Origin of the sequence: Aquabacterium sp., assembly GCF_049317225.1 — a bacterium.
Lineage (GTDB): Bacteria > Pseudomonadota > Gammaproteobacteria > Burkholderiales > Burkholderiaceae_C > Aquabacterium.
This window is the reverse complement of record NZ_JBMOIR010000003.1, coordinates 17299-36094: the sequence shown is the minus strand read 5'-3', so window position 1 is coordinate 36094 and position 18796 is coordinate 17299. Positions and strand designations below refer to the sequence as shown.

The following is an 18796-nucleotide window of genomic DNA, read 5'->3' as shown; positions in this document are numbered from 1 at the left end:
ACGTGGTGTCGTTCACCGAAGCCCAGGTGCTGGCGTGGATCACGCCCTTGCTGTGGCCCTTCTTCCGGGTGCTGGGTTTGTTCACGTCTGCGCCCGTGTTGTCGCAAAAGAGCATTCCTCGGCGCGTGCGCCTGAGCCTGGCACTGTTGATCGTGCTGTGTGCCCAGCCCAGCCTGCCTGAGATGCCACCCATCGCTGTCAATTCGCCGCAGGCGTTGATGGTCATTGCGCAGCAGGTGCTCATCGGGCTGACCATGGGGTTTGCCGCGCGCGTGGTGTTTGCGGCCATCGAGTTTGCGGGCGAACTGATTGGCCTACAAATGGGCCTGAACTTCGCGAGCTTTTTCGACCCCATGAGTGGGGGCACGGCCACGGCGGTCAGCCGCTTCTACGGCACGGTGGCCGCCTGGCTGTTTGTGGTGGTGAACGGCCACCTGTTGCTGACGGGGGCGGTGTTGCACAGCTTCACCGCATTTCCGGTGTCTCCGGAGCCGTTGGCCTTTTTGCACACCGTGCAGCCGCAGGTGTGGGGCGCCGAGGTTTTCAAATTGGGCCTGTGGGTGGCCTTGCCCGTGGTGTCCATGCTGATGCTGGTCAACATGGTGATGGGACTGATTGCGCGTGTGGCGCCGCAGATGAACATCTTCTCCATCGGTTTCCCGGTGACCTTGGGCGTGGGCTTGACGGGGCTTTGGCTGACGCTGCCCATGATGCAAGCGCCGCTGACCATGGCCATCGAACGCATGATGGCGCTTTTCGAGTGAATTTGGCGCTATCTTGGCGGCCATGAAATTGCCAGCACGTCATTCATCTTTTCGCACGGCCCGTTTGCGCCGCACTGCCAGTGATCTGACCCGTCGCCAGGCTGTGGCAGGGCTGCTGGGGACCGGGTTGGGCGCGGTGCTGCCGACGGGCGCGGCCGACGCCAAAACGACGGCGCAGGAGAAAACGCCCGGAGCGCCGCTCTGGAAACCGGATCACACGGTCATCGTGATCCTGGAGAACCTGTCAGCCTATGACGCCACCGCTGCGCAGCGCAAGACCGGCGATGCACCGGTGTACAGCCCGCAGTCTGATTGGCGATTTTTGAACCAGTTGGCCAAGCAAGGGATGCGTTTCACCAATGCCCACTTTGCCCGCACTCCCTACGGATCGGCCCTGCCAACGCGGTCCAGCCAACCGAATTACCTCTTTTTGTTCAGCGCTCATCACCAAGGCGTGCTGCCGCCTTGGTTCGAAGACCTGAAGTCCCCCTACCAGGGTGATGCCTTGTGTGACCGTGATGGTCGGCCCTTGCCTGAGCGTCGGCAAACCAAGGTGGGCGTGGCCAACAACAATGTGCCGCTGGAATGGCTGCCATTGACGTCGCCCAATCTGGGGGCGGCCCTCTTGAAGAGCGGCGGTACCTTTTTGAGCTTTTGTGAGTCCTTGCCCTACCCAAGCTGGAATTGCGGCACCGATTCTCGGCAGGTGCCGTGCTCGGCCAGCCATGCGCCCACGGACTTTTATCGACGCAAGCACAACCCGACCATCAACTGGACGGACCAGCTTGCGCCGACGAGTGAGCGCGGCTTGAAGGGGGATCTGCCCCATAACGTGTTGCCCATTTCTGTGAATCTGGGGTTCGAGGCAACCCGTGATCCGGTCTTGAAACAGTCCTTTCGCGGCTTTGCGCAGGATGCGAGCGGCAAGTCGTTGCCATTCAGTCAACTGCCCACGGTGTCCATCGTGGTGCCCAACGAGCAAAACGACGCTCACAGCAACAGCGCCAAAGTGGCCGACGACTGGCTCCAAACCCACATCGGCCCGTATGCCGATTGGGCGATGAGACACAACAGTCTGCTCATCATCACCTTTGACGAAGATGGCAGCACGGACGCGTCCCAAGGCAACCCCTACATCACCGGCACCCACCGCATCCCGACGATTTTCGTGGGGGCGGGCGTCAAGCAAGGTGAGTCGTCACAACGGATTGACCATTTGAGCGTGCTGTCGACCGTGCTGTGGCTGAACGGGGCGCTGGACACGTTCAAGGCCGACTTCAAGCAGTTTCATGGGGTGACAGCCGGGGCAGGTTCGGAGGCTGAGAAGGAGTGGTTGGCCCTTGAACCAATCACAGATGTTTTTCACCGACCTGTTGTGAAGCAAAAATAATCGGCCTTCGTTCGTAGAATCGGCGCCCATGTCTTCCAAGCAACCTGCCAAACCTTCCAGCCAGCCCAGCTCGACCTACGGCGAGGGCTCGATCCGTGTTCTCAAGGGACTGGAGCCTGTCAAGCAGCGCCCGGGCATGTACACCCGGACCGATAACCCCCTGCACATCATTCAGGAGGTGATCGACAACGCGGCGGACGAAGCGCTGGCCGGATTCGGCAAGCGGATTGCCTTGACCTTGCACACCGATGGCTCCATCAGTGTGGAAGACGATGGCCGCGGCATTCCCTTCGGCTTGCACCCCGAAGAGGGCGTGAGCGTGGTCGAGATCGTGTTCACCCGCCTGCACGCCGGGGGCAAGTTCGACAAGGGCTCGGGCGGCGCTTACAGCTTCTCGGGCGGCCTGCACGGGGTGGGGGTGAGCGTGACCAATGCGCTGTCCACCCGCTTGCAGGTGACGGTGTGCCGCGACAAGCAAGTGGCCACCCTGGCGTTTTCCGGGGGCGATGTGATCGAACCCGTGGCGGTTCGACCCGCTGCTTCGGGTGACCGCAAGAACGGCACCTCGGTGCGTGTGTGGCCGGACGCCAAGTATTTTGAAAGCGCCGACTTGCCCAAGGGTGAGTTGGTGCACATGCTGCGCAGCAAGGCCGTGCTGATGCCAGGCGTGACCATCACGCTGACGCATGAAAAATCGGGCGAGACGCAGACCTGGCTCTACAAGGCGGGTTTGCGTGATTACCTGGGCCAGACGCTGAGCAGCGAGCCGCTGATCCCCATGTTCGAAGGCGAGCAGTACGCCAAGGGCAGCGAGGACGAAAACTTCGCCGAAGGGGAGGGCGCCGCCTGGTGCGTGGCCTTCACCGAAGAAGGCGCGCCCATGCGCGAAAGCTACGTCAACCTGATCCCGACGGTGGCCGGGGGCACGCACGAGGCGGGCCTGAAGGATGGCCTGTTCAACGCCGTCAAGGGCTTCATCGAGATGCACTCCTTGCTCCCCAAGGGGGTCAAGCTCATGCCGGATGACGTCTTTGGTCGAGCGAGCTTTGTCTTGAGTGCCAAGGTGCTGGATCCGCAGTTCCAGGGACAGACCAAAGAGCGGCTCAACAGCCGTGATGCCTTGCGACTGGTGAGCACCTACGTCAAGCCAGCCATGGAGTTGTGGCTCAACCAGCACGTCGAATACGGCAAGAGGCTGGCTGAGTTGGTGATCAAGCAGGCACAGGCGCGCCAGCGGGCTGGCCAGAAGGTCGAAAAGAAGAAGAGCTCTGGTGTGGCTGTGCTGCCGGGCAAACTCACCGACTGCGAAAGCCGCGACATTGCCTTCAACGAAGTCTTTCTGGTGGAAGGGGACTCGGCAGGCGGCAGTGCCAAGATGGGCCGAGACAAGGAAACGCAGGCGATCCTGCCCCTGCGTGGCAAGGTGCTGAATGCGTGGGAGGTCGAGCGCGACCTGCTTTTCAAGAACAACGAAATCCATGACATTTCGGTGGCGATTGGCGTGGACCCCCACGGACCGAACGACTCACCCGATCTGTCGGGGCTGCGTTACGGCAAGATCTGCATCCTCTCTGATGCGGACGTCGATGGCTCGCACATCCAGGTGCTGCTGTTGACGCTGTTCTTCCGGCACTTCCCCAAGCTGATCGAGGCGGGCAACATCTACATTGCGCGCCCGCCACTGTTCCGGGTGGATGCGCCCGCCCGTGGCAAGAAGCCCGCTGCCAAGCTCTATGCCCTGGACGAAGGCGAACTCAATGCCATCTTGGACAAGCTGCGCAAGGAAGGCTGCCGCGAGGGATCCTGGACCATCAGCCGCTTCAAGGGTCTGGGCGAAATGAATGCCGAGCAGTTGTGGGAAACCACACTGAATCCGGATACGCGCCGTCTGCTGCCCGTGGCCTACGGGGAGCCAGGCTTTGCGTCGACCGAGGGCTCTTTCAACAAGCTGATGGGCAAGGGCGAAGCAGCTTCTCGCCGCGAGCTGATGGAGCTGTACGGCAACGACGTCGAGATCGACGTGTGAGCATGACCTGGTTCATGCACCTGGCTGGCTCTGAGTTGCGCGAGGTGTGTTGCGAGCCCGGTCTGGTACGGCTGGTGTTTTCGGCGGCATGGGTGCAGCCAGAGCGGCCTGTCTTGGGGCAGGGGAATCCGCATGCATTTCATCGTGGGGTGACATGGCGTTTGTACAAGGCCTGTATCCAAGGGGATGTCGCGGCCATGCGAGGGCGTCTGACTGAAGGGGCGTTGACGTGTGCCGGGCGTTTGGTGCGTGCCGTGTCCTTGCCTTCAAGTCACTTTGACGGTGTGACGCTGACCTTGGTGAGCGCCCAAGGTTTGCGCTTGGACATCCAGGCGCTGACCTTGCACGTGCAGGTTGAGCCAGGGGCCACATGCTTCGAATCCATGGCATGTTGACTCCCGCCGCTGATCGTCAAAGTGTGTCGAGCTTCAGCAGGATGGCTCGGGCTTGGGTCTCGACTGCCTCTCGTTCAGACACGGTCATACGGTCCAGGTTTTTGTAGACCATGCTCAAGCGCGGATTGCTGCGCAGCTGTGTCGCGTGCCGCATGTGAAAGTCCCAGTACAGCGCATTGAAGGGGCACGCTTGGGGGCCGATGCGGTCTTGCCGGCGATAGGTGCAGTGTTCGCAGTGGTCGCTCATGCGGTGGACATAGCTGGCACTGCCCACGTAAGGCTTGGTGGCCAGCAAGCCGCCATCGGCAAACTGACTCATGCCGAGCGTGTTGGGGACTTCGACCCACTCGAACGCATCGGCATACACGCCCAGATACCAGCGATGCACCGCTTGGGGCGCCAGTCCGGCCAGCAAGGCGAAATTCCCGATCACCATCAGGCGCTGGATGTGGTGGGCGTATGCACTGTTCAACGATTGTCGAATCGCGATGCGGGCGCAAGCCATGCCCGTGTCACCGGTCCAGAACCAGTCGGGTAGGGGACGATCATGCTGCAAGGCATTGCGTTCGGCATAGCCCGGCATGTGCGCCCAATACACCCCTCGGACATATTCGCGCCAGCCCAGAATCTGCCGGATGAACCCCTCCACCGACGACAGCGGTGCGTGCCCATCGGTCCACGCTTGTTCCGCCCGACGCACCACCTCACGTGGGTTCAACATCTTGGTGTTCAGCGCGAATGACAGCAGGGAATGAAACAAGCGCTGGTGCGTTTGACTCATCGCATCCTGATAGGTGCCAAACCACGGCAAGGCGTGCGTGATAAAGCTGTCCAGGTGCTGCAGTGCCTCGGCGCGATGGACTGGCCAGCGCAATTGGTGGGCTTCGGGCTCGCCAAAGGTCTGGATGCCGGCCGCTTCAATCTCTTGCCACAAGGTGCGGTGGTCGTGTAAGCCACGCCAATCGGCCGGCGCCTGAGGGGTGCCGCGCCAGGCATGTCGGTTGTCGCTGTCAAAGTTCCAGCGCTCGCCCTCGGGTTGTCCATCGGGCCTCATCAGCACCTGGTGCTGACGGCGCATGTGCCGGTAAAAATGCTCCATCAGCCATTGCCGTCGTTCGCCAAAGAGCGATGTCACAGCACGCCGATTGCTGAAAAAGTGCTCCGAGTCCACGCATGTCACGGTCAGGCCGTGTGCCTGCTGTCGATGCGCCCATTCGCTCAACTGCTGGTCCAGGCGGTATTCGTCGGGGGACTGGTAAGCAACGGACGACGCCTGGTAGTGCCTGATCAAGGCATCCAGGTTGTCGGTCAGCGATTGGCGATTGGATGGATCACCAATGCGCACGTACCTGACGCGGTGACCGCTTTCCTTCAGCACTGTCGCAAAAGCACGCATGGCCGCAAAGATGGCCAGTACCTTTTGCGCATGGTGCAACACGTAGTCGGTCTCTTGACGGATTTCCATCAAGACGTAGACCACGTCGGGTTGAACATCGTTGAACCAGCTGTGTTGCGGGTTCAGTTGGTCTCCCAGAATCAGGCGCAGTGTCAGGCTCATGGCGTTTCGAGGATATGCCAGAGTGCGTTGGCTTGCAGAGCCACTACACTTCCGACCACATTCAGGATGTCATTTCTCTGTTCATGACGACGCAGCAATCGATCGACTTCAATCCACCGCGAGAGGATTCTGGTGAATCTTTGACCTTGGCGCATTACGCTGAGCGTGCCTACCTTGAGTACGCCCTCAGCGTGGTGAAGGGCCGTGCCCTGCCAGACGTTTGTGACGGGCAGAAGCCCGTGCAGCGTCGCATCCTGTACGCGATGGACCGCATGGGGCTTGGGTTTTCGGGCAACACGGGTGCCAAACCGGTCAAAAGTGCCCGGGTGGTCGGGGATGTGCTGGGTCGCTATCACCCCCATGGTGACAGCGCTGCCTACGAAGCCATGGTGCGCATGGCGCAGGACTTTTCGCTGCGCTATCCCCTGATCGACGGACAGGGTAATTTCGGTTCGCGCGACGGCGACGGTGCCGCTGCCATGCGGTACACCGAAGCCCGTCTGGCGCCCATCGCCCGCCTGCTGCTCGACGAAATCGACATGGGTACGGTGGACTTCATGCCGAACTACGACGGCTCGACCGAAGAGCCCAAGCAGTTGCCGGCCCGGTTACCGTTCGTACTGCTCAACGGTGCCAGCGGCATTGCCGTGGGCCTGGCCACGGAAGTTCCGAGTCACAACCTGCGTGAAGTGGCCACGGCAGCCGTGGCCTTGATCAAGAACGACAAGCTGCCAGATACCGAACTGTTCGAGATCGTGCAGGGCCCGGACTTCCCGGGCGGGGGTCAGATCATTTCCAGCCCGCAGGACATTGCCGACGCGTACCGAACTGGTCGCGGTAGCCTCAAGGTGCGCGCACGCTGGAAGATCGAGGACTTGGCGCGTGGACAGTGGCAACTGGTGGTGACCGAGTTGCCGCCGGGCACCAGCTCGCAAAAGGTGCTCGAAGAGATTGAAGAGCTGACCAACCCCAAGATCAAGACCGGCAAGAAGGCCCTGACGGCGGAGCAAACGCAGCTCAAAGCCACGGTGTTGTCGGTGCTGGATGCCGTGCGCGACGAATCCAGCAAAGATGCTGCCGTGCGTCTGGTGTTCGAACCCAAGAGCCGAACGGTCGAACAGCAAGAGCTGATCACCACCTTGTTGGCGCACACGAGCCTGGAGAGTTCGTCGTCGATCAACATGACCATGATCGGTGTGGATGGCAAGCCTGTTCAAAAGGGCTTGCGTCAGGTGCTGACCGAGTGGATTGGTTTCCGTCTGGAGACGGTGATCCGGCGCACGCAGCATCGCCTGAACAAGGTGCTCGACCGCATCCATATTCTGGAAGGCCGTCAGACCGTTCTGCTGAACATTGACGAGGTCATCGCCATCATCCGCAACAGTGACGAGCCCAAGGCCGCACTGATCGCGCGGTTCAATTTGAGCGATCGCCAGGCGGAAGACATCCTGGAAATCCGTCTGCGCCAATTGGCGCGGCTGGAAGCCATCAAGATCGAGCAGGAACTGTCCGATTTGCGGGGTGAGCAAGCCAAGCTGGAAGACATCCTGAACAACCCCGGCGTGCTCAAGCGTACAGTGGTCAAGGAAATCGAGGCGGATGCCAAGCAATATGGCGACGAGCGTCGCACCTTGATCCAAGCCGAAAAGCGTGCCGTGGCCGAAGTGAAGGTGATCGACGAGCCCGTGACCGTGGTCATCAGCCAGAAGGGCTGGGTGCGTGCACGCACCGGCCATGGGCATGACCCGGCAAGCTTTGCGTTCAAGGCTGGCGACGGGCTGTATGGCACCTTCGAGTGCCGCACGGTGGATCCGTTGATCGTGTTTGGCACGAATGGCCGGGTGTACAGCGTGGCGGTGAGCGCCTTGCCGGGCGCGCGTGGCGATGGGCAACCCATCACCACCATGATCGAGCTCGAATCGGGGACGCAACCTCACCACTATCTGGCCGGCAATGCCGAGCAGACCATTTTGTTGGCCAACAGCGGTGGCTTCGGCCTGCTGGCTAAGCTGGGCGATCTGATCACCCGTCAGAAGGGCGGCAAGGGTTTCCTGACGCTGGACGAGGGCGACACCGTCCTGCCTCCGGTGGTGGTCAAGCCGGAGCACACGCAAGTGGCCTGTTTGTGTGAAGACGGGCGCATGCTGGTGTTCGGGCTGGATGAGCTCAAGCTGCAATCCAACGGTGGCCGCGGCCTGACGCTGATGGACGTGGACGCCAAAAACGCCCCGCTGATTTCCGTGGCGTCGTGCCTGAATGGCGTGCGGGTCATCGGCACCACCCGTGGCGCCAAGCCCAAGGAAGACGACGTGCGCAACTCAGCGTATGCCGCGCACGTGGGCAAGCGCGCTCGCAAGGGCAAAGCGGTGGACGCGTTCCAGAAGGTCTTCCGCGTCCAGGCCCTGAGCTGAACGACGACGGTTACTGGAAGATCACGGCCAGCGCCTTGAACTGGTCGTGTTCTTCTGGTCCGGTGATGCTATCGAGCGTCTGGTTCGTGGATTGCACCTTGAAGCCTGCCTTTTGCAGAGTGGCCAGCAATGCTTCTGGTGTTTGATGAGCCAGGGGCGCGATGTTGGTCAACGGTGCGTGCAAAACCGCTTGGCTGGCTCGGCGAGCTGGATGGCCGCCGCCTTCGTCTTCTTCCTTGATGAAGAACGATGCCGCCAGGATGACGACGAACACCCCAACGATGGCCAGTGCAGCGGGTTTGCTCAAGTAACGCTTGAAGGCCGCGAAATTGGCGGTCACGTGAGCGGCTGCGCCAGCGACCATGGCCCAGCCCAACCATTCGTGCACTTCCTTGTTGAGGCCGGTGTCCGCGTGGAAGAACATCAGGATGCCGGTGCAGCCCATCAAGATAAAAGAGCCGATGGTGAGTGGGGTGGCCCATTCGCGAGAGATTTGCATGATGTGGTCTCTTCTTGGTTGTGAATCGTGACAGTCTGCCAAGTAACTGTTGCTGCAGTGTTGAGCATCCGTTGACAAATGTGGGCACTTTTGACGGGCGTCAACCTATCCGGTGATCTAACCGTCTGGGGCGGTTGGGGTAATGGGTTGACCTTTGCGGAAGTTGTGTGAGCCGTGCATTTCGGACATCAAGCAGGAAAACGCTGAGGTAGCAGGGGCGTGCAGAACACTAGCCTTGGGGGCGGTGTTATCAGCCTTGCTCATGGAGTTGAAAGACATGCCGTCCCTCGCCGGAAAGACCCTTTTTATCACTGGTGCCAGCCGAGGCATTGGCAAAGCCATCGCACTACGCGCAGCCAGGGATGGTGCCAACATTGTGGTGGCGGCCAAAACCGCTGAGCCTGATCCAAGGTTGCCCGGCACGATCCATACCGCCGCAGCGGAAATTGAGGCTGCTGGCGGTCGCGCCTTGCCGCTGGTGCTGGATGTGCGAGACGAAACGCGCGTGCAGGAGGTCGTGAAGGCTGCGGCTGAGCACTTCGGCGGCATTGACATCCTGATCAACAACGCCAGTGCCATCAACCTGAGTCGCATGACCGACACCCCGGCCAAGCGTTACGACTTGATGTTTGACATCAATGTGCGTGGCACGTTCATGTGCTCGCAGGCTTGTATGCCTTACTTGGAGCGTGCACCCAACCCGCATATCCTGGTGCTGTCGCCCCCCATCAACCTGCAGCCCAAATGGTTTGCGAGCCATGCGGCGTACACCACGTCCAAGTACGCCATGAGCATGCTGGCATTCGGCATGGCCGCAGAATTGAAGGCCAAGGGCGTCGCGGTGAATGCGCTGTGGCCCCGGACCCTGATAGCCACATCGGCGCTCAACATCGCCGGATCACAGTTGGGGACGATGGGTCGCACCCCCGAGATCATGGCCGATGCGGCCTACGAAATCCTGACCCAGGACAGCCGAAGTCACACGGGGAACTTTCATGTGGATGAAGACGTCCTGCGTGCAGCAGGCGTCACCGACTTTGATCCCTATCTGGTCACCCCCGGGAGTCAGCCGATGCTCGATCTGTATATCGAGGAATGATACGGTTCGTCACATATTGAACGATTGGTTCACCGTGATGAGGGGGTTACAGAAAGGCATGTGATTGGTACAAACCCGGTCATCTCAACAAAATGCCGGGAGTACCTCATGCGCCAGTCGCGCTCATTCATGTTCACGTTACTTGGCGTGTTGTGCGCCTCGACGGCTCACGCTGAAACTTCATTCAGTTGGGGGCTCAGCGCTGAGGAACACACAACCTCGACCTGGAACTACCTGCATGCGGACGCCCCCTACGATGTGTTCACAACGGGTGGTGTTCGCACGCTGACATCTGGAGTGGTGTCCGCCTCTGTGAATGCTTGGGGCGATCCGGTCACGGGGTTCTTCAAGTCCATCACCGAGGTGCACATGAGTGGCGATACGCCCGTCAACATTGCCGATTCGTATGTGGCAATGAATGTGTCGGATGTGATTCGCGTCAATGGGGCATCCCCGACCACGACGGTGTCCTTCACGCTGGACTACGACGCGACGCTGTCTGGCTTGGGCATGACGCCATTTCCTCGTTACAACGAGGTCAGTCATTTCATGCAGGCGTGGTCCGATCGGTCCGTCGTGTTGACATACGAAACGGAAAACCCATCGTATGACCCCTCAGCAACCTGTATAGATTGGGGCTCGGATGGAATCTACTGCCCACCAGAGACAGAGAAGATGTTGACGGTCAGAGAAGCCGCGGGGAAAGGCTTTTTCAGGGAGTGGGCGCTGGGCGGTCCAGATGGCGTGTACAGCAATGGTGACGCGGAGAACCGGAATTACTCAGGGCAGGTGACCTTGACCGCGGTGGTTCCGACGAATGTGAACATTCGGGTAGACCTCAATTTTTACAATGGGTTGACCTGCTTCCACTTGGCCAACTGCAATTTGGTGAATGACTCCAGTCACTCCGACTACGTCGGGCTTGATCTGGAGGATGGCTTTACCTTCAATTCAGCGCATGGTTACCAGTACATGGGCAAGGTTGCAGCCGTTCCGGAGCCATCGACCCTCACACTGATGGGGATGGGGTTGTTGACGGTGTTCGCGATGCATCGTCGACGCAAAATGTGAGTCTTAGAGGCGAACCACGGTCACGGAGCACGCAGCCTCAGCGACCACCTGAGCACTCACGCTGCCAAAGTAACGTCGCATGGCTGAGTGCCCGCGCGCGCCCATCACAATGTGTTGGACGTGGTTCTTCTCGGCAAATTCCAGGATGGCTGAAGCGGTGTCGCTGGATTCGAGCACATGGAAGGTCAGATTGTGCTCACCCAGATTCATGCGTTGTTGCAGAGGTTGCGCCCACTGTTTGATGGACACCAGGTGTTGAACGTGGCGCGCATTGCCGCCCTCCAGCGCGTACGGGTCACTGTCGAGTTGGTTGGGCTTCATCACGCAGACGCATGCCAAGCGGGCGTGTGGCTGGAGCGTCAGAATCCGCTGCACGGTCTCCAGCAGCTTTTCATCCAGGGCGGGTGGACTGATCTTGACCCCGATGGCCACCATGATGATCTGCGCCTCGCCATCTGCGCCGGCGGCTGAATCGCCACTTTTGTGCTCCGGCGCCCGTGTCTGGAGCCACCGCTTCAAGGTACTGAACGTGCCTTGTTGGCCCGTTCGGCGTGAACGCTCCGTCAACACGAGTTGTTCGCGCTGGCGAAGGTCGGTCACCAAATCCTGCGCGTGCTGGTAACGGTAAGAGGGGTTGGGCTCAAGGCAGCGCAAGATCACTTCCTGCAGCCAAAGCGGGAGGTGTGGCTGGAGATCCCGTGGGGGCCTGGGGGCGATATACAAGCGCTGCCGCAAGCCCGCAACGCTGTGGGGCTGCCCGAACGGACGGACACCCGTTGAAAGGTGATACAGCATGACGCCCAAAGAAAACAGGTCGCTGCGAGGGTCGCTTCGGACGAACTGGACTTGTTCGGGTGAGATGTAGGGACCTGTGCCCATCGGAAGCGAGAACTCTTCTTCCAGCAGGTCCGGCAGACGCTGGTGGTGGCACAAGCCGAAGTCCACCATGACGGCCTCGCCGCTTGGGCGGAACATGATGTTGCTGGGCTTGACGTCGAGGTGCACCACACCTTGCCGGTGCAAGTCGTGCAGGGCCAGGGCAACTTGTAGTCCGATTTCGGCCACATGTTCCGCAGGAAGGGGTGCCAGGTCGAGCATGGCGCGCAGCGATGCGCCCTCAATGCGCTCCATCACGATGTAGGGCAGCGGGTCGAAGTCTCCCTTGGCCACGAAAGCGGGCACATGCGGGCCGGTCAGCAGAGGCAAGACCATCTGCTCCACCTCAAAACCGACGATGGTGGCCGGATCATCGCTGCCCTCGATGCGAGGTACCTTCATGACCAGCGGCACAGGCGATGCCTGATCCACCTTGGCGACCTGCCATAGCGACGCCATGCCGCTCTGGTGCAACAACCCCAGAAGGCGGAAACCGTCGATTTCCATCCCTTCGCGCAGATGGCGATTGCGATCTGCGAATGCATCAACCATGACCAGACCTCCTGTCTGGCAGTCTAGCCAGACTTCAGGGGGATTGATGGCTTACGTGTGAATGGTTTGGGAGTCGGAGTCGAGCTTGAACACTTGCACCGAGGCTGAAACCACCTTGGCTCGCTGCGCGAGTGACATCGAGGCGGCAGCGATTTGCTCGACGGCCGCAGCGTTTTGCTGCGTGATGCCATCAAGATGCGCGACGGCCTGGTTGACTTGCGAGATGCCCTGCAATTGCTCGGAAATGCCGTGGCTGATGCCGGACACCAACTCACCAACTTCGGCAACGGCCGCCAGAGCTTCCTGCATGGTGCTTTGAACCACATGTGTCAGGTCACTGCCGGCGTGTACCTTGTCGGCCGAATCCGTGATCAGCGACTTGACTTCTTTGGCCGCAGTCGCCGTTCGTTGTGCCAGCGCACGGACCTCTGCAGCGACCACGGCAAATCCACGCCCTTGTTCGCCTGCGCGTGCAGCCTCCACAGCCGCATTCAGGGCCAGGATATTGGTTTGGAAGGCGATGCTGTCAATGACTTGAATGATGTCGTTGATGCGGTTGGATGACTCTTCAATGCGGTGCATGGTGTCGGTCAGCTTGTTTACCACTTGTCCACTGCGTTCGGTGATGGAGGTGGTTTGGCTGGCCAGATCTGCCGCTTGCTGCACGGTTGCCGCCCCGTTGCGGGCCGTCCCGGTGATTTGCTCCATGGATGCTGCTGTTTCCTCAAGGCTGCCTGCCTGCGCTTCTGTTCGGCTTGACAGGCTCTGGTTGCCTTGGGCGATCTCGCTGGTGGCGGTCAGCATCTCATCGACTTCATTGCGGGCGTCTCGTACGATGGCAAACAGGTTGACCTTGAGTTGGTTGAGCGCGCGGGTCAGTTGACCAATCACGTCTCGACGACTGGAATGAACACTGGCCGTCAGATCCCCAGCGGCCAGAATGTTGGCAGCCTTCAGTAGTTCGCGCAGAGGTTTGATGGCGATGTGGTTGAACACCTGTCGGATGAGGCATCCCGTTGCGACCCACGCGGCGATGGCGGCGATCCATAGCCAGCCGGAAACGTCCCCGATGTGCCCTGTCATCCATGCGCCAAGCAGGAAGCCTGTGATGCCAATGAACATGGAAACCATGGTCAGTTCGCCGGACAGGTCCAGATACAAGGCACTCCGAATGCGCCCGGAAAAGGAGCTGGAGCGGATGTTGCCGCTGTGAAGGCGGTGTATCAGGCGGCCATCTGCGGCTTCCGCTTGCATGGTCTGATAGAGGGTCTCGGCGGCACGCACCTCTTCCTGTTCGGGCTTGGTGCGTACCGACATGTAGCCGGTGGGCTTGCCGTTCTCGACCAACGGCGTCACGTTGGCTTTGACCCAGTAGTACCGGCCATCTGCGCGCCGGTTCTTGACCAATCCCGACCAAGGGTGCCCCGCCTGGATGGTTTCCCACATATCCCGAAATGCCTCCGCGGGCATGTCTGGGTGGCGGATGAGGTTGTGTGGTTGCCCCAGTAACTCTTCCCGGCGATAGCCACTGACGTGGATGAAGGCCGGATTGCAGTAGGTGATGGTGCCCGCCAGATCCGTGGTGGACACCAGTGACTCTCCATCAGGGAATGGATAGGCTTGATCAATGACGGGCGTGTTCAGTCGCATGGGGTGCTCTGCTGAAGTGGCTCGGCCATGACGAGTGATACAGCGTACTCGTGGCGCTGGGGTGTGAATGAACGTTAATCGTTTTTCACGCTTGTGCTATCGGTGCTTGCTCTAAAAACTAAAGCAAAACGAGAATGTTCGGTTCACTGGATAATCGGAAACCTGAATAACCCAGATTTGCTTTCCCAAGGAGACGTGTGGCAGCGCCCACCAGTCGCGACGTGCTGCCCGTGAAGTGCATGACTCCAGAACAAGAAGCGGTTTTGCGCTCAGTCCGCAAGCTCATGGACTTCTGGCAAATTACGCCAGAAGAGTTATCGACTGAATCCCCCTTATCGGTGCCTGTGGCCGAGCCTGTGGGCTTGCCGCCGAAATATCGGCATCCTGTCACGGGTGAAGCCTGGGATGGGACGGGCAGCCAGCCTCAGTGGTTGCGTGAGGCGCTGACCAAGGGGGGGTATCTGGTCGAGGAATTGTTGGTGACGCACCAGAATGGGTAAGCATCAACTGTGACGCCCATGCATATGCCGAGCGCCCATTGAAAAAGCCTGCGTGATGCAGGCTTTGTGTGGTCGTGGTCCCTCCGACAGGAATCGAACCTGTATTTGCCGCTTAGGAGGCGGCCGTTCTATCCATTGAACTACGGAGAGACTGAATCGACGAGCGGCATTATGCCTTGAGCATGCCCTTGGTTTCGATGAAGCCAATCACGTCTTGCAGGCCCGCTTGCGTCTTGAGGTTGGTCATCACGAAGGGGCGTGTGGGGCGCATGCGCTTGGTGTCGGCTTCCATGATCTCGAGGTTGGCGCCCACGTGTGGCGCCAGGTCCGTTTTGTTGATGACGAACAGATCGCTCTTGGTGATGCCGGGGCCACCTTTGCGCGGGATTTTTTCGCCAGCAGCCACGTCGATCACATAGATGGTGAGGTCGGACAGCTCGGGGCTGAACGTGGCGGCGAGGTTGTCTCCACCGGACTCAATGAACACAATGTCGGCATCGGGGTACTTTGCCAGCATGCGGTCCACGGCTTCCAGGTTGATGGAGGCGTCTTCGCGGATGGCTGTGTGAGGGCAGCCACCTGTTTCCACACCCATGATGCGGTCGGGGTCCAGGGCGCCTGCCACCGTCAACAGGCGCTGGTCTTCCTTGGTGTAGATGTCGTTGGTGATGACGACCAGGTCGTACTGTTCGCGCATGGTCTTGCACAGCATTTCGAGCAGGGTGGTCTTGCCGGAACCCACGGGGCCGCCCACGCCAACGCGCAGGGGGGGGAGTTTTTTGGTGCGGCCGGGGATGTGATGCAAAGCGCTCATGATCGGAAAAGTCGGGAGTATTGGTGTTCGTGCTGGCTGCTCAGGATGGCCAGCATGGGCGTGAAGGCCTGGCGCTGGCTGTCATGCAGCGCCAGGGCGTGGTCGATGGCCTCCGGGATGACATCCACCACGGCTTGAAGAATGCGTTGGCCAGCACTTTGGCCTAAGGGAACGGCCTTGATGGCAGCTTGGGCCATGTTTTCAGCCCAGCCAAAGGCAAAGCTCAACATCGCCTCGCGCACCAGGGCTTGCAGGGCGACAGCATCTTGGCTGGCGCTGCCGGCGGGCAAGCACTGCGCCACGGCCAGGGCGAAGGCCACGGACCAGTTCGGGGCCGGAGTCAGTGCGGCGCATTGGGCCAGCCGCGGGTCTTGTGCGAGGGCGTGCAGGTCGCCGCTGCGGTTGCGCAGCCATTCGCACAACGATCGGCCCATTTGCTCGCTTTGCAGGCGCAACTCACTGGTTTCGCGGGTCAGTGTGACCCATTCATTGAGTTCTTGAATGCGCGCTAGGTCGCTGCGTACCCAGGCAGCGATGGCTTTGGCCACCACGGCCAGATCAGATCGGGCGAGGCTCAGCCGGATCTGGTCGATGAACCATTGCGCGGCCTGCAACTCGTTGCTCACCAGACCGGCATCCACCGCAGCCTCCAGGCCTTCGGAATAGCTGAAGCCGCCCACGGGCAAAGCGGGTGAGGCAAGCCACATCAGTTGCAGTCGGGTGGCGGGCGGCAGCGGCGCGGCGCGCGCCGGGATGACACGGCTCATGAATAGGCGCTTCAGTGATCGTGATGGTCGTGACCACAGCCGGGGCCGTGAACGTGTGGGGCAGGGGCTGACTTGATGGCAATGCCGATGGGCTTGCCACGGTTGGTGGCGGCCGGGGTGTGCTCGTGCCCAGGGTTGCAGCCTGGACCATGCGCGTGGCCATGCCCGTGTCCGCTGGCGTAGGCGCCGCCTTCGGGCTCGAACGAGTCCTCGATGGCTTCAACCGTCATGTGCATGGCGCGCAGCATGTCGGCGAGCACATGGTCGGGTTCGATTTTCAGATGGTCGGGCTGCAGTTCTATCTGCACGTGGCGGTTGCCCAGGTGGTAAGCCGCGCGGGTGAGATCGAATGGACTGCCGTGCTCGCTGCAGGGGGTGATTCGCAGCACGGGTTGGGCGGCGGCCAACACGCGGATCATGGTGCCGTCTTCAGCGACCAGCACGTCGCCACCGCGCACGACGGTGCCACGTGGCAGGAAGATGCCCAACTGACGACCTTGACTGTCGATGGCATCAAAGCGGCTTTTCTGGCGGACGTCCCAGTCCAGCTCCACGGTGGCAGCGCGCTTGAGGAGGACAGAGGCCAAGCCCTGTCCTTGAGGGAGAAGTTTGTTGACGGTCAGCATCACGAATCAGTGCAATCCACCGTGAGGTGTGAAGCACAAAGTGTACCGACCGTGGCTCGATCAAGCTGCTGTCAGGCGAAATACCGAGACGGACTCCAGCAGTTTGTCTGCTTGTTGTTCCAGACCGGCGGCTGCCGCGGTGCTTTGCGACATCAGGGAGAGGTTTTCTTGCGTGGTCGCATCGAGCTGGTGTACGGTCTGGCGAACCTGGCTGATCGCATGGGCGTGCTGGCCGCAAGACGCTGACAGCCCCTGGATCAGCGACGCCACTTCTTCAATCGTGCCTTGCAGGCCTTGGATGGTGGTGCTGGTGTGGCTGACTTGGTCTGCACCGGCCGAAACGCGTTCGACGTTGTCGGTGATCAGTTGCTTGATTTCGCGAGCGGCGTTGGCGGAGCGCTGGGCTAGTGACCGCACCTCGGAGGCCACGACCGCAAAGCCGCGCCCTTGCTCGCCTGCTCGGGCGGCTTCGACCGCGGCGTTGAGCGCCAGGATGTTGGTCTGGAAGGCGATGCCGTCGATGACGCCGATGATGTCGGCGACTCGGTGGCTGGCGGTGCGGATGCCTTGCATGGTCTGGTTGACTTGGGTCATCGAGCCTTGGCCGTGCTGCGCGGCCTCGCGTGCAAGGGTGGCGAGCTCGCTGGCACGACGGGTGTGTTCGAGGTTCAGGTGGATGTCGCGCTCGATTTGTTCCAGCACGTCGCGAGATTGGGCGAGGTCTTCTGCATGGCGTTGCGCGCTATGGGTGACATGGGTGGCGCCCGTGGCCACATCACGGGAGGTGCGGGCCACTTGTTCGGACTGATCGCGAACGTCGCTGGTCAACTGCACCAGGCTGTCGCGCATCCGCTTCATGGACTGCAGCATGCGTCCCAGTTCGTCTTGGGCAGGTTCGGCGTGGACGTGCAGCGCCAGTTGACCTTCGGCGATGGCCTCGCTGACCTTCATGGCGGCCAGTGCAGGGCGGCTGACCGATCGGGCGATCAGCCAGGCCCAGGCAGCACCCGCCACCAATGTCACCAGGGTGAGGATGCTGATCAGCCATTCGCTGGTGGCAATCGAGGTGTCGTAATCGCTTTGCGCTCGGCGCGTGGCGGTGTTCACGAGGCCTTGCAGGGCCTCATTGTCGCGGGTCACTGCAGCGGCGGAGGGCACGAGGGCAGACTGTTCGCGTTCGGTGGCTTGCAGGGTCTGGCCGGTTTCAACCAGGTCGAGTACACCGTTGCGGGTCTGAACGTAGGTCTGATGATTTTTTTGCAGCGAGGCAGCCGTGCGGCGGACGTCTGGCTGGGCGTGTTGCGTCAATTTGGTCAGTTGCTGCGTGATGGCCTCATCAGCCTTGAGCAACTCTGGCTTGAAGCGATCGGTCACTTCCGGCATGCCTGCCGAGCGAATGATGGCCTGGCTCTTGATCAGGTCTTGCTGGAGCAGGGCGTTGATTTGCAGCCCTTGCTGCCGGGCATCCAATTCGGCCAGAAACACGTCGTGCAGTGAGCGGGTGCGCTCCAGACCCATGAGGCCCAGTAAGGCGACGATGCACACCAAGGTCAAGATCAGGCCGAAGCCGATGGCCAGACGGGTGCCAACTTTCCAGTTGCGGAGTCGGTTGAAGTGGTTCACGTGATTCCTGAAGCGGGGTGTCTGAACAGCTTGTCAGGCAGCCTCCCCTGTGGCCCTGACAAGCGTGCCGGCACGACGCGGCGGCGCTAGTGTCGCCACCTTATCGAGCGTTCAACGCTCAGCTTGAGGCCCAAAAAGGAATCTTGGTGAAAATATCTGAATTTGGTCCAGATCA

16 protein-coding genes and 1 tRNA gene are annotated in these 18796 nt (G+C 60.7%); 8 read left to right on the top strand and 9 right to left on the bottom strand.

Annotation, left to right across the window (positions count from 1 at the left end; all coding sequences use genetic code 11):
- Positions 1-2 precede the first annotated feature (2 nt).
- From fliR to ACOYNB_RS03415, 4 genes are read left to right on the top strand one after another with little or no spacing between them, the layout of a single operon-like run.
- Positions 3-764, top strand: a complete 762-nt coding sequence (fliR, locus tag ACOYNB_RS03430) for a flagellar biosynthetic protein FliR (RefSeq protein ID WP_422837719.1) — start codon at positions 3-5, stop codon at positions 762-764.
- A 22-nt stretch (positions 765-786) separates the two neighbouring features.
- On the top strand, positions 787-2154 hold the full coding sequence (locus ACOYNB_RS03425) for an alkaline phosphatase family protein (RefSeq protein ID WP_422837718.1): 1368 nt from the start codon (positions 787-789) through the stop codon (positions 2152-2154).
- 28 nt (positions 2155-2182) lie between these two features.
- The gene (locus tag ACOYNB_RS03420; protein WP_422837717.1) at positions 2183-4180 is read left to right on the top strand and encodes a DNA topoisomerase IV subunit B; all 1998 of its coding nucleotides are present in this window, start codon (positions 2183-2185) and stop codon (positions 4178-4180) included.
- A gap of 2 nt (positions 4181-4182) precedes the next feature.
- Complete coding sequence (locus ACOYNB_RS03415) at positions 4183-4575, top strand: hypothetical protein (RefSeq protein ID WP_422837715.1); 393 nt, start codon at positions 4183-4185, stop codon at positions 4573-4575.
- Between the two features lie 16 nt (positions 4576-4591).
- On the opposite strand, the gene ACOYNB_RS03410 is transcribed toward ACOYNB_RS03415, so the two are convergent.
- Positions 4592-6133: a cryptochrome/photolyase family protein gene (locus ACOYNB_RS03410; protein ID WP_422837714.1), complete on the bottom strand. Its 1542-nt coding sequence runs from the start codon at positions 6131-6133 to the stop codon at positions 4592-4594.
- Between the two features lie 83 nt (positions 6134-6216).
- Between ACOYNB_RS03410 and parC the strand changes: the two genes are divergently transcribed.
- Complete coding sequence (gene parC / locus ACOYNB_RS03405) at positions 6217-8544, top strand: DNA topoisomerase IV subunit A (RefSeq protein ID WP_422837906.1); 2328 nt, start codon at positions 6217-6219, stop codon at positions 8542-8544.
- Positions 8545-8554: 10 nt separating this feature from the next.
- Here parC and ACOYNB_RS03400 read toward each other — a convergent pair whose 3' ends face one another.
- Positions 8555-9043 carry a DUF4405 domain-containing protein gene (locus ACOYNB_RS03400; protein ID WP_422837713.1) on the bottom strand — a complete coding sequence of 163 codons (489 nt, stop codon included), beginning with the start codon at positions 9041-9043 and terminating at the stop codon, positions 8555-8557.
- 277 nt (positions 9044-9320) lie between these two features.
- Between ACOYNB_RS03400 and ACOYNB_RS03395 the strand changes: the two genes are divergently transcribed.
- Together ACOYNB_RS03395 and ACOYNB_RS03390 are read left to right on the top strand one after the other, a co-directional pair.
- The gene (locus tag ACOYNB_RS03395; protein WP_422837712.1) at positions 9321-10142 is read left to right on the top strand and encodes an SDR family oxidoreductase; all 822 of its coding nucleotides are present in this window, start codon (positions 9321-9323) and stop codon (positions 10140-10142) included.
- Between the two features lie 129 nt (positions 10143-10271).
- Positions 10272-11213, top strand: coding sequence for a PEP-CTERM sorting domain-containing protein (locus tag ACOYNB_RS03390; protein ID WP_422837711.1), 942 nt, complete (start codon positions 10272-10274; stop codon positions 11211-11213).
- A gap of 3 nt (positions 11214-11216) precedes the next feature.
- Here the strand turns inward: ACOYNB_RS03390 and ACOYNB_RS03385 are convergent, their stop codons facing one another.
- Together ACOYNB_RS03385 and ACOYNB_RS03380 are read right to left on the bottom strand one after the other, a co-directional pair.
- The gene (locus ACOYNB_RS03385) at positions 11217-12641 is read right to left on the bottom strand and encodes a protein kinase domain-containing protein (RefSeq protein WP_422837710.1); all 1425 of its coding nucleotides are present in this window, start codon (positions 12639-12641) and stop codon (positions 11217-11219) included.
- Positions 12642-12692: 51 nt separating this feature from the next.
- Positions 12693-14291 carry a methyl-accepting chemotaxis protein gene (locus ACOYNB_RS03380; RefSeq protein ID WP_422837709.1) on the bottom strand — a complete coding sequence of 533 codons (1599 nt, stop codon included), beginning with the start codon at positions 14289-14291 and terminating at the stop codon, positions 12693-12695.
- A 197-nt stretch (positions 14292-14488) separates the two neighbouring features.
- Here ACOYNB_RS03380 and ACOYNB_RS03375 point away from each other — a divergent pair, with 197 nt between their 5' ends.
- Positions 14489-14791, top strand: a complete 303-nt coding sequence (locus tag ACOYNB_RS03375) for an H-NS family nucleoid-associated regulatory protein (RefSeq protein ID WP_422837708.1) — start codon at positions 14489-14491, stop codon at positions 14789-14791.
- Positions 14792-14866: 75 nt separating this feature from the next.
- On the opposite strand, the gene ACOYNB_RS03370 is transcribed toward ACOYNB_RS03375, so the two are convergent.
- The 5 genes from ACOYNB_RS03370 to ACOYNB_RS03350 all read right to left on the bottom strand — a co-directional run bounded on the left by ACOYNB_RS03370 (position 14867) and on the right by ACOYNB_RS03350 (position 18621).
- Positions 14867-14941, bottom strand: a tRNA-Arg gene (locus ACOYNB_RS03370).
- A 19-nt stretch (positions 14942-14960) separates the two neighbouring features.
- Positions 14961-15605: an urease accessory protein UreG gene (ureG, locus tag ACOYNB_RS03365; protein WP_374258997.1), complete on the bottom strand. Its 645-nt coding sequence runs from the start codon at positions 15603-15605 to the stop codon at positions 14961-14963.
- Positions 15602-16372, bottom strand: coding sequence for an urease accessory protein UreF (locus tag ACOYNB_RS03360; RefSeq protein ID WP_422837707.1), 771 nt, complete (start codon positions 16370-16372; stop codon positions 15602-15604). Before ACOYNB_RS03360 ends, ureG begins: the two co-directional genes overlap by 4 nt.
- Before the next feature lie 11 nt (positions 16373-16383).
- Positions 16384-16998: an urease accessory protein UreE gene (ureE, locus tag ACOYNB_RS03355; protein WP_422837706.1), complete on the bottom strand. Its 615-nt coding sequence runs from the start codon at positions 16996-16998 to the stop codon at positions 16384-16386.
- A gap of 60 nt (positions 16999-17058) precedes the next feature.
- On the bottom strand, positions 17059-18621 hold the full coding sequence (locus ACOYNB_RS03350) for a methyl-accepting chemotaxis protein (RefSeq protein WP_422837705.1): 1563 nt from the start codon (positions 18619-18621) through the stop codon (positions 17059-17061).
- Positions 18622-18796: the final 175 nt, after the last annotated feature.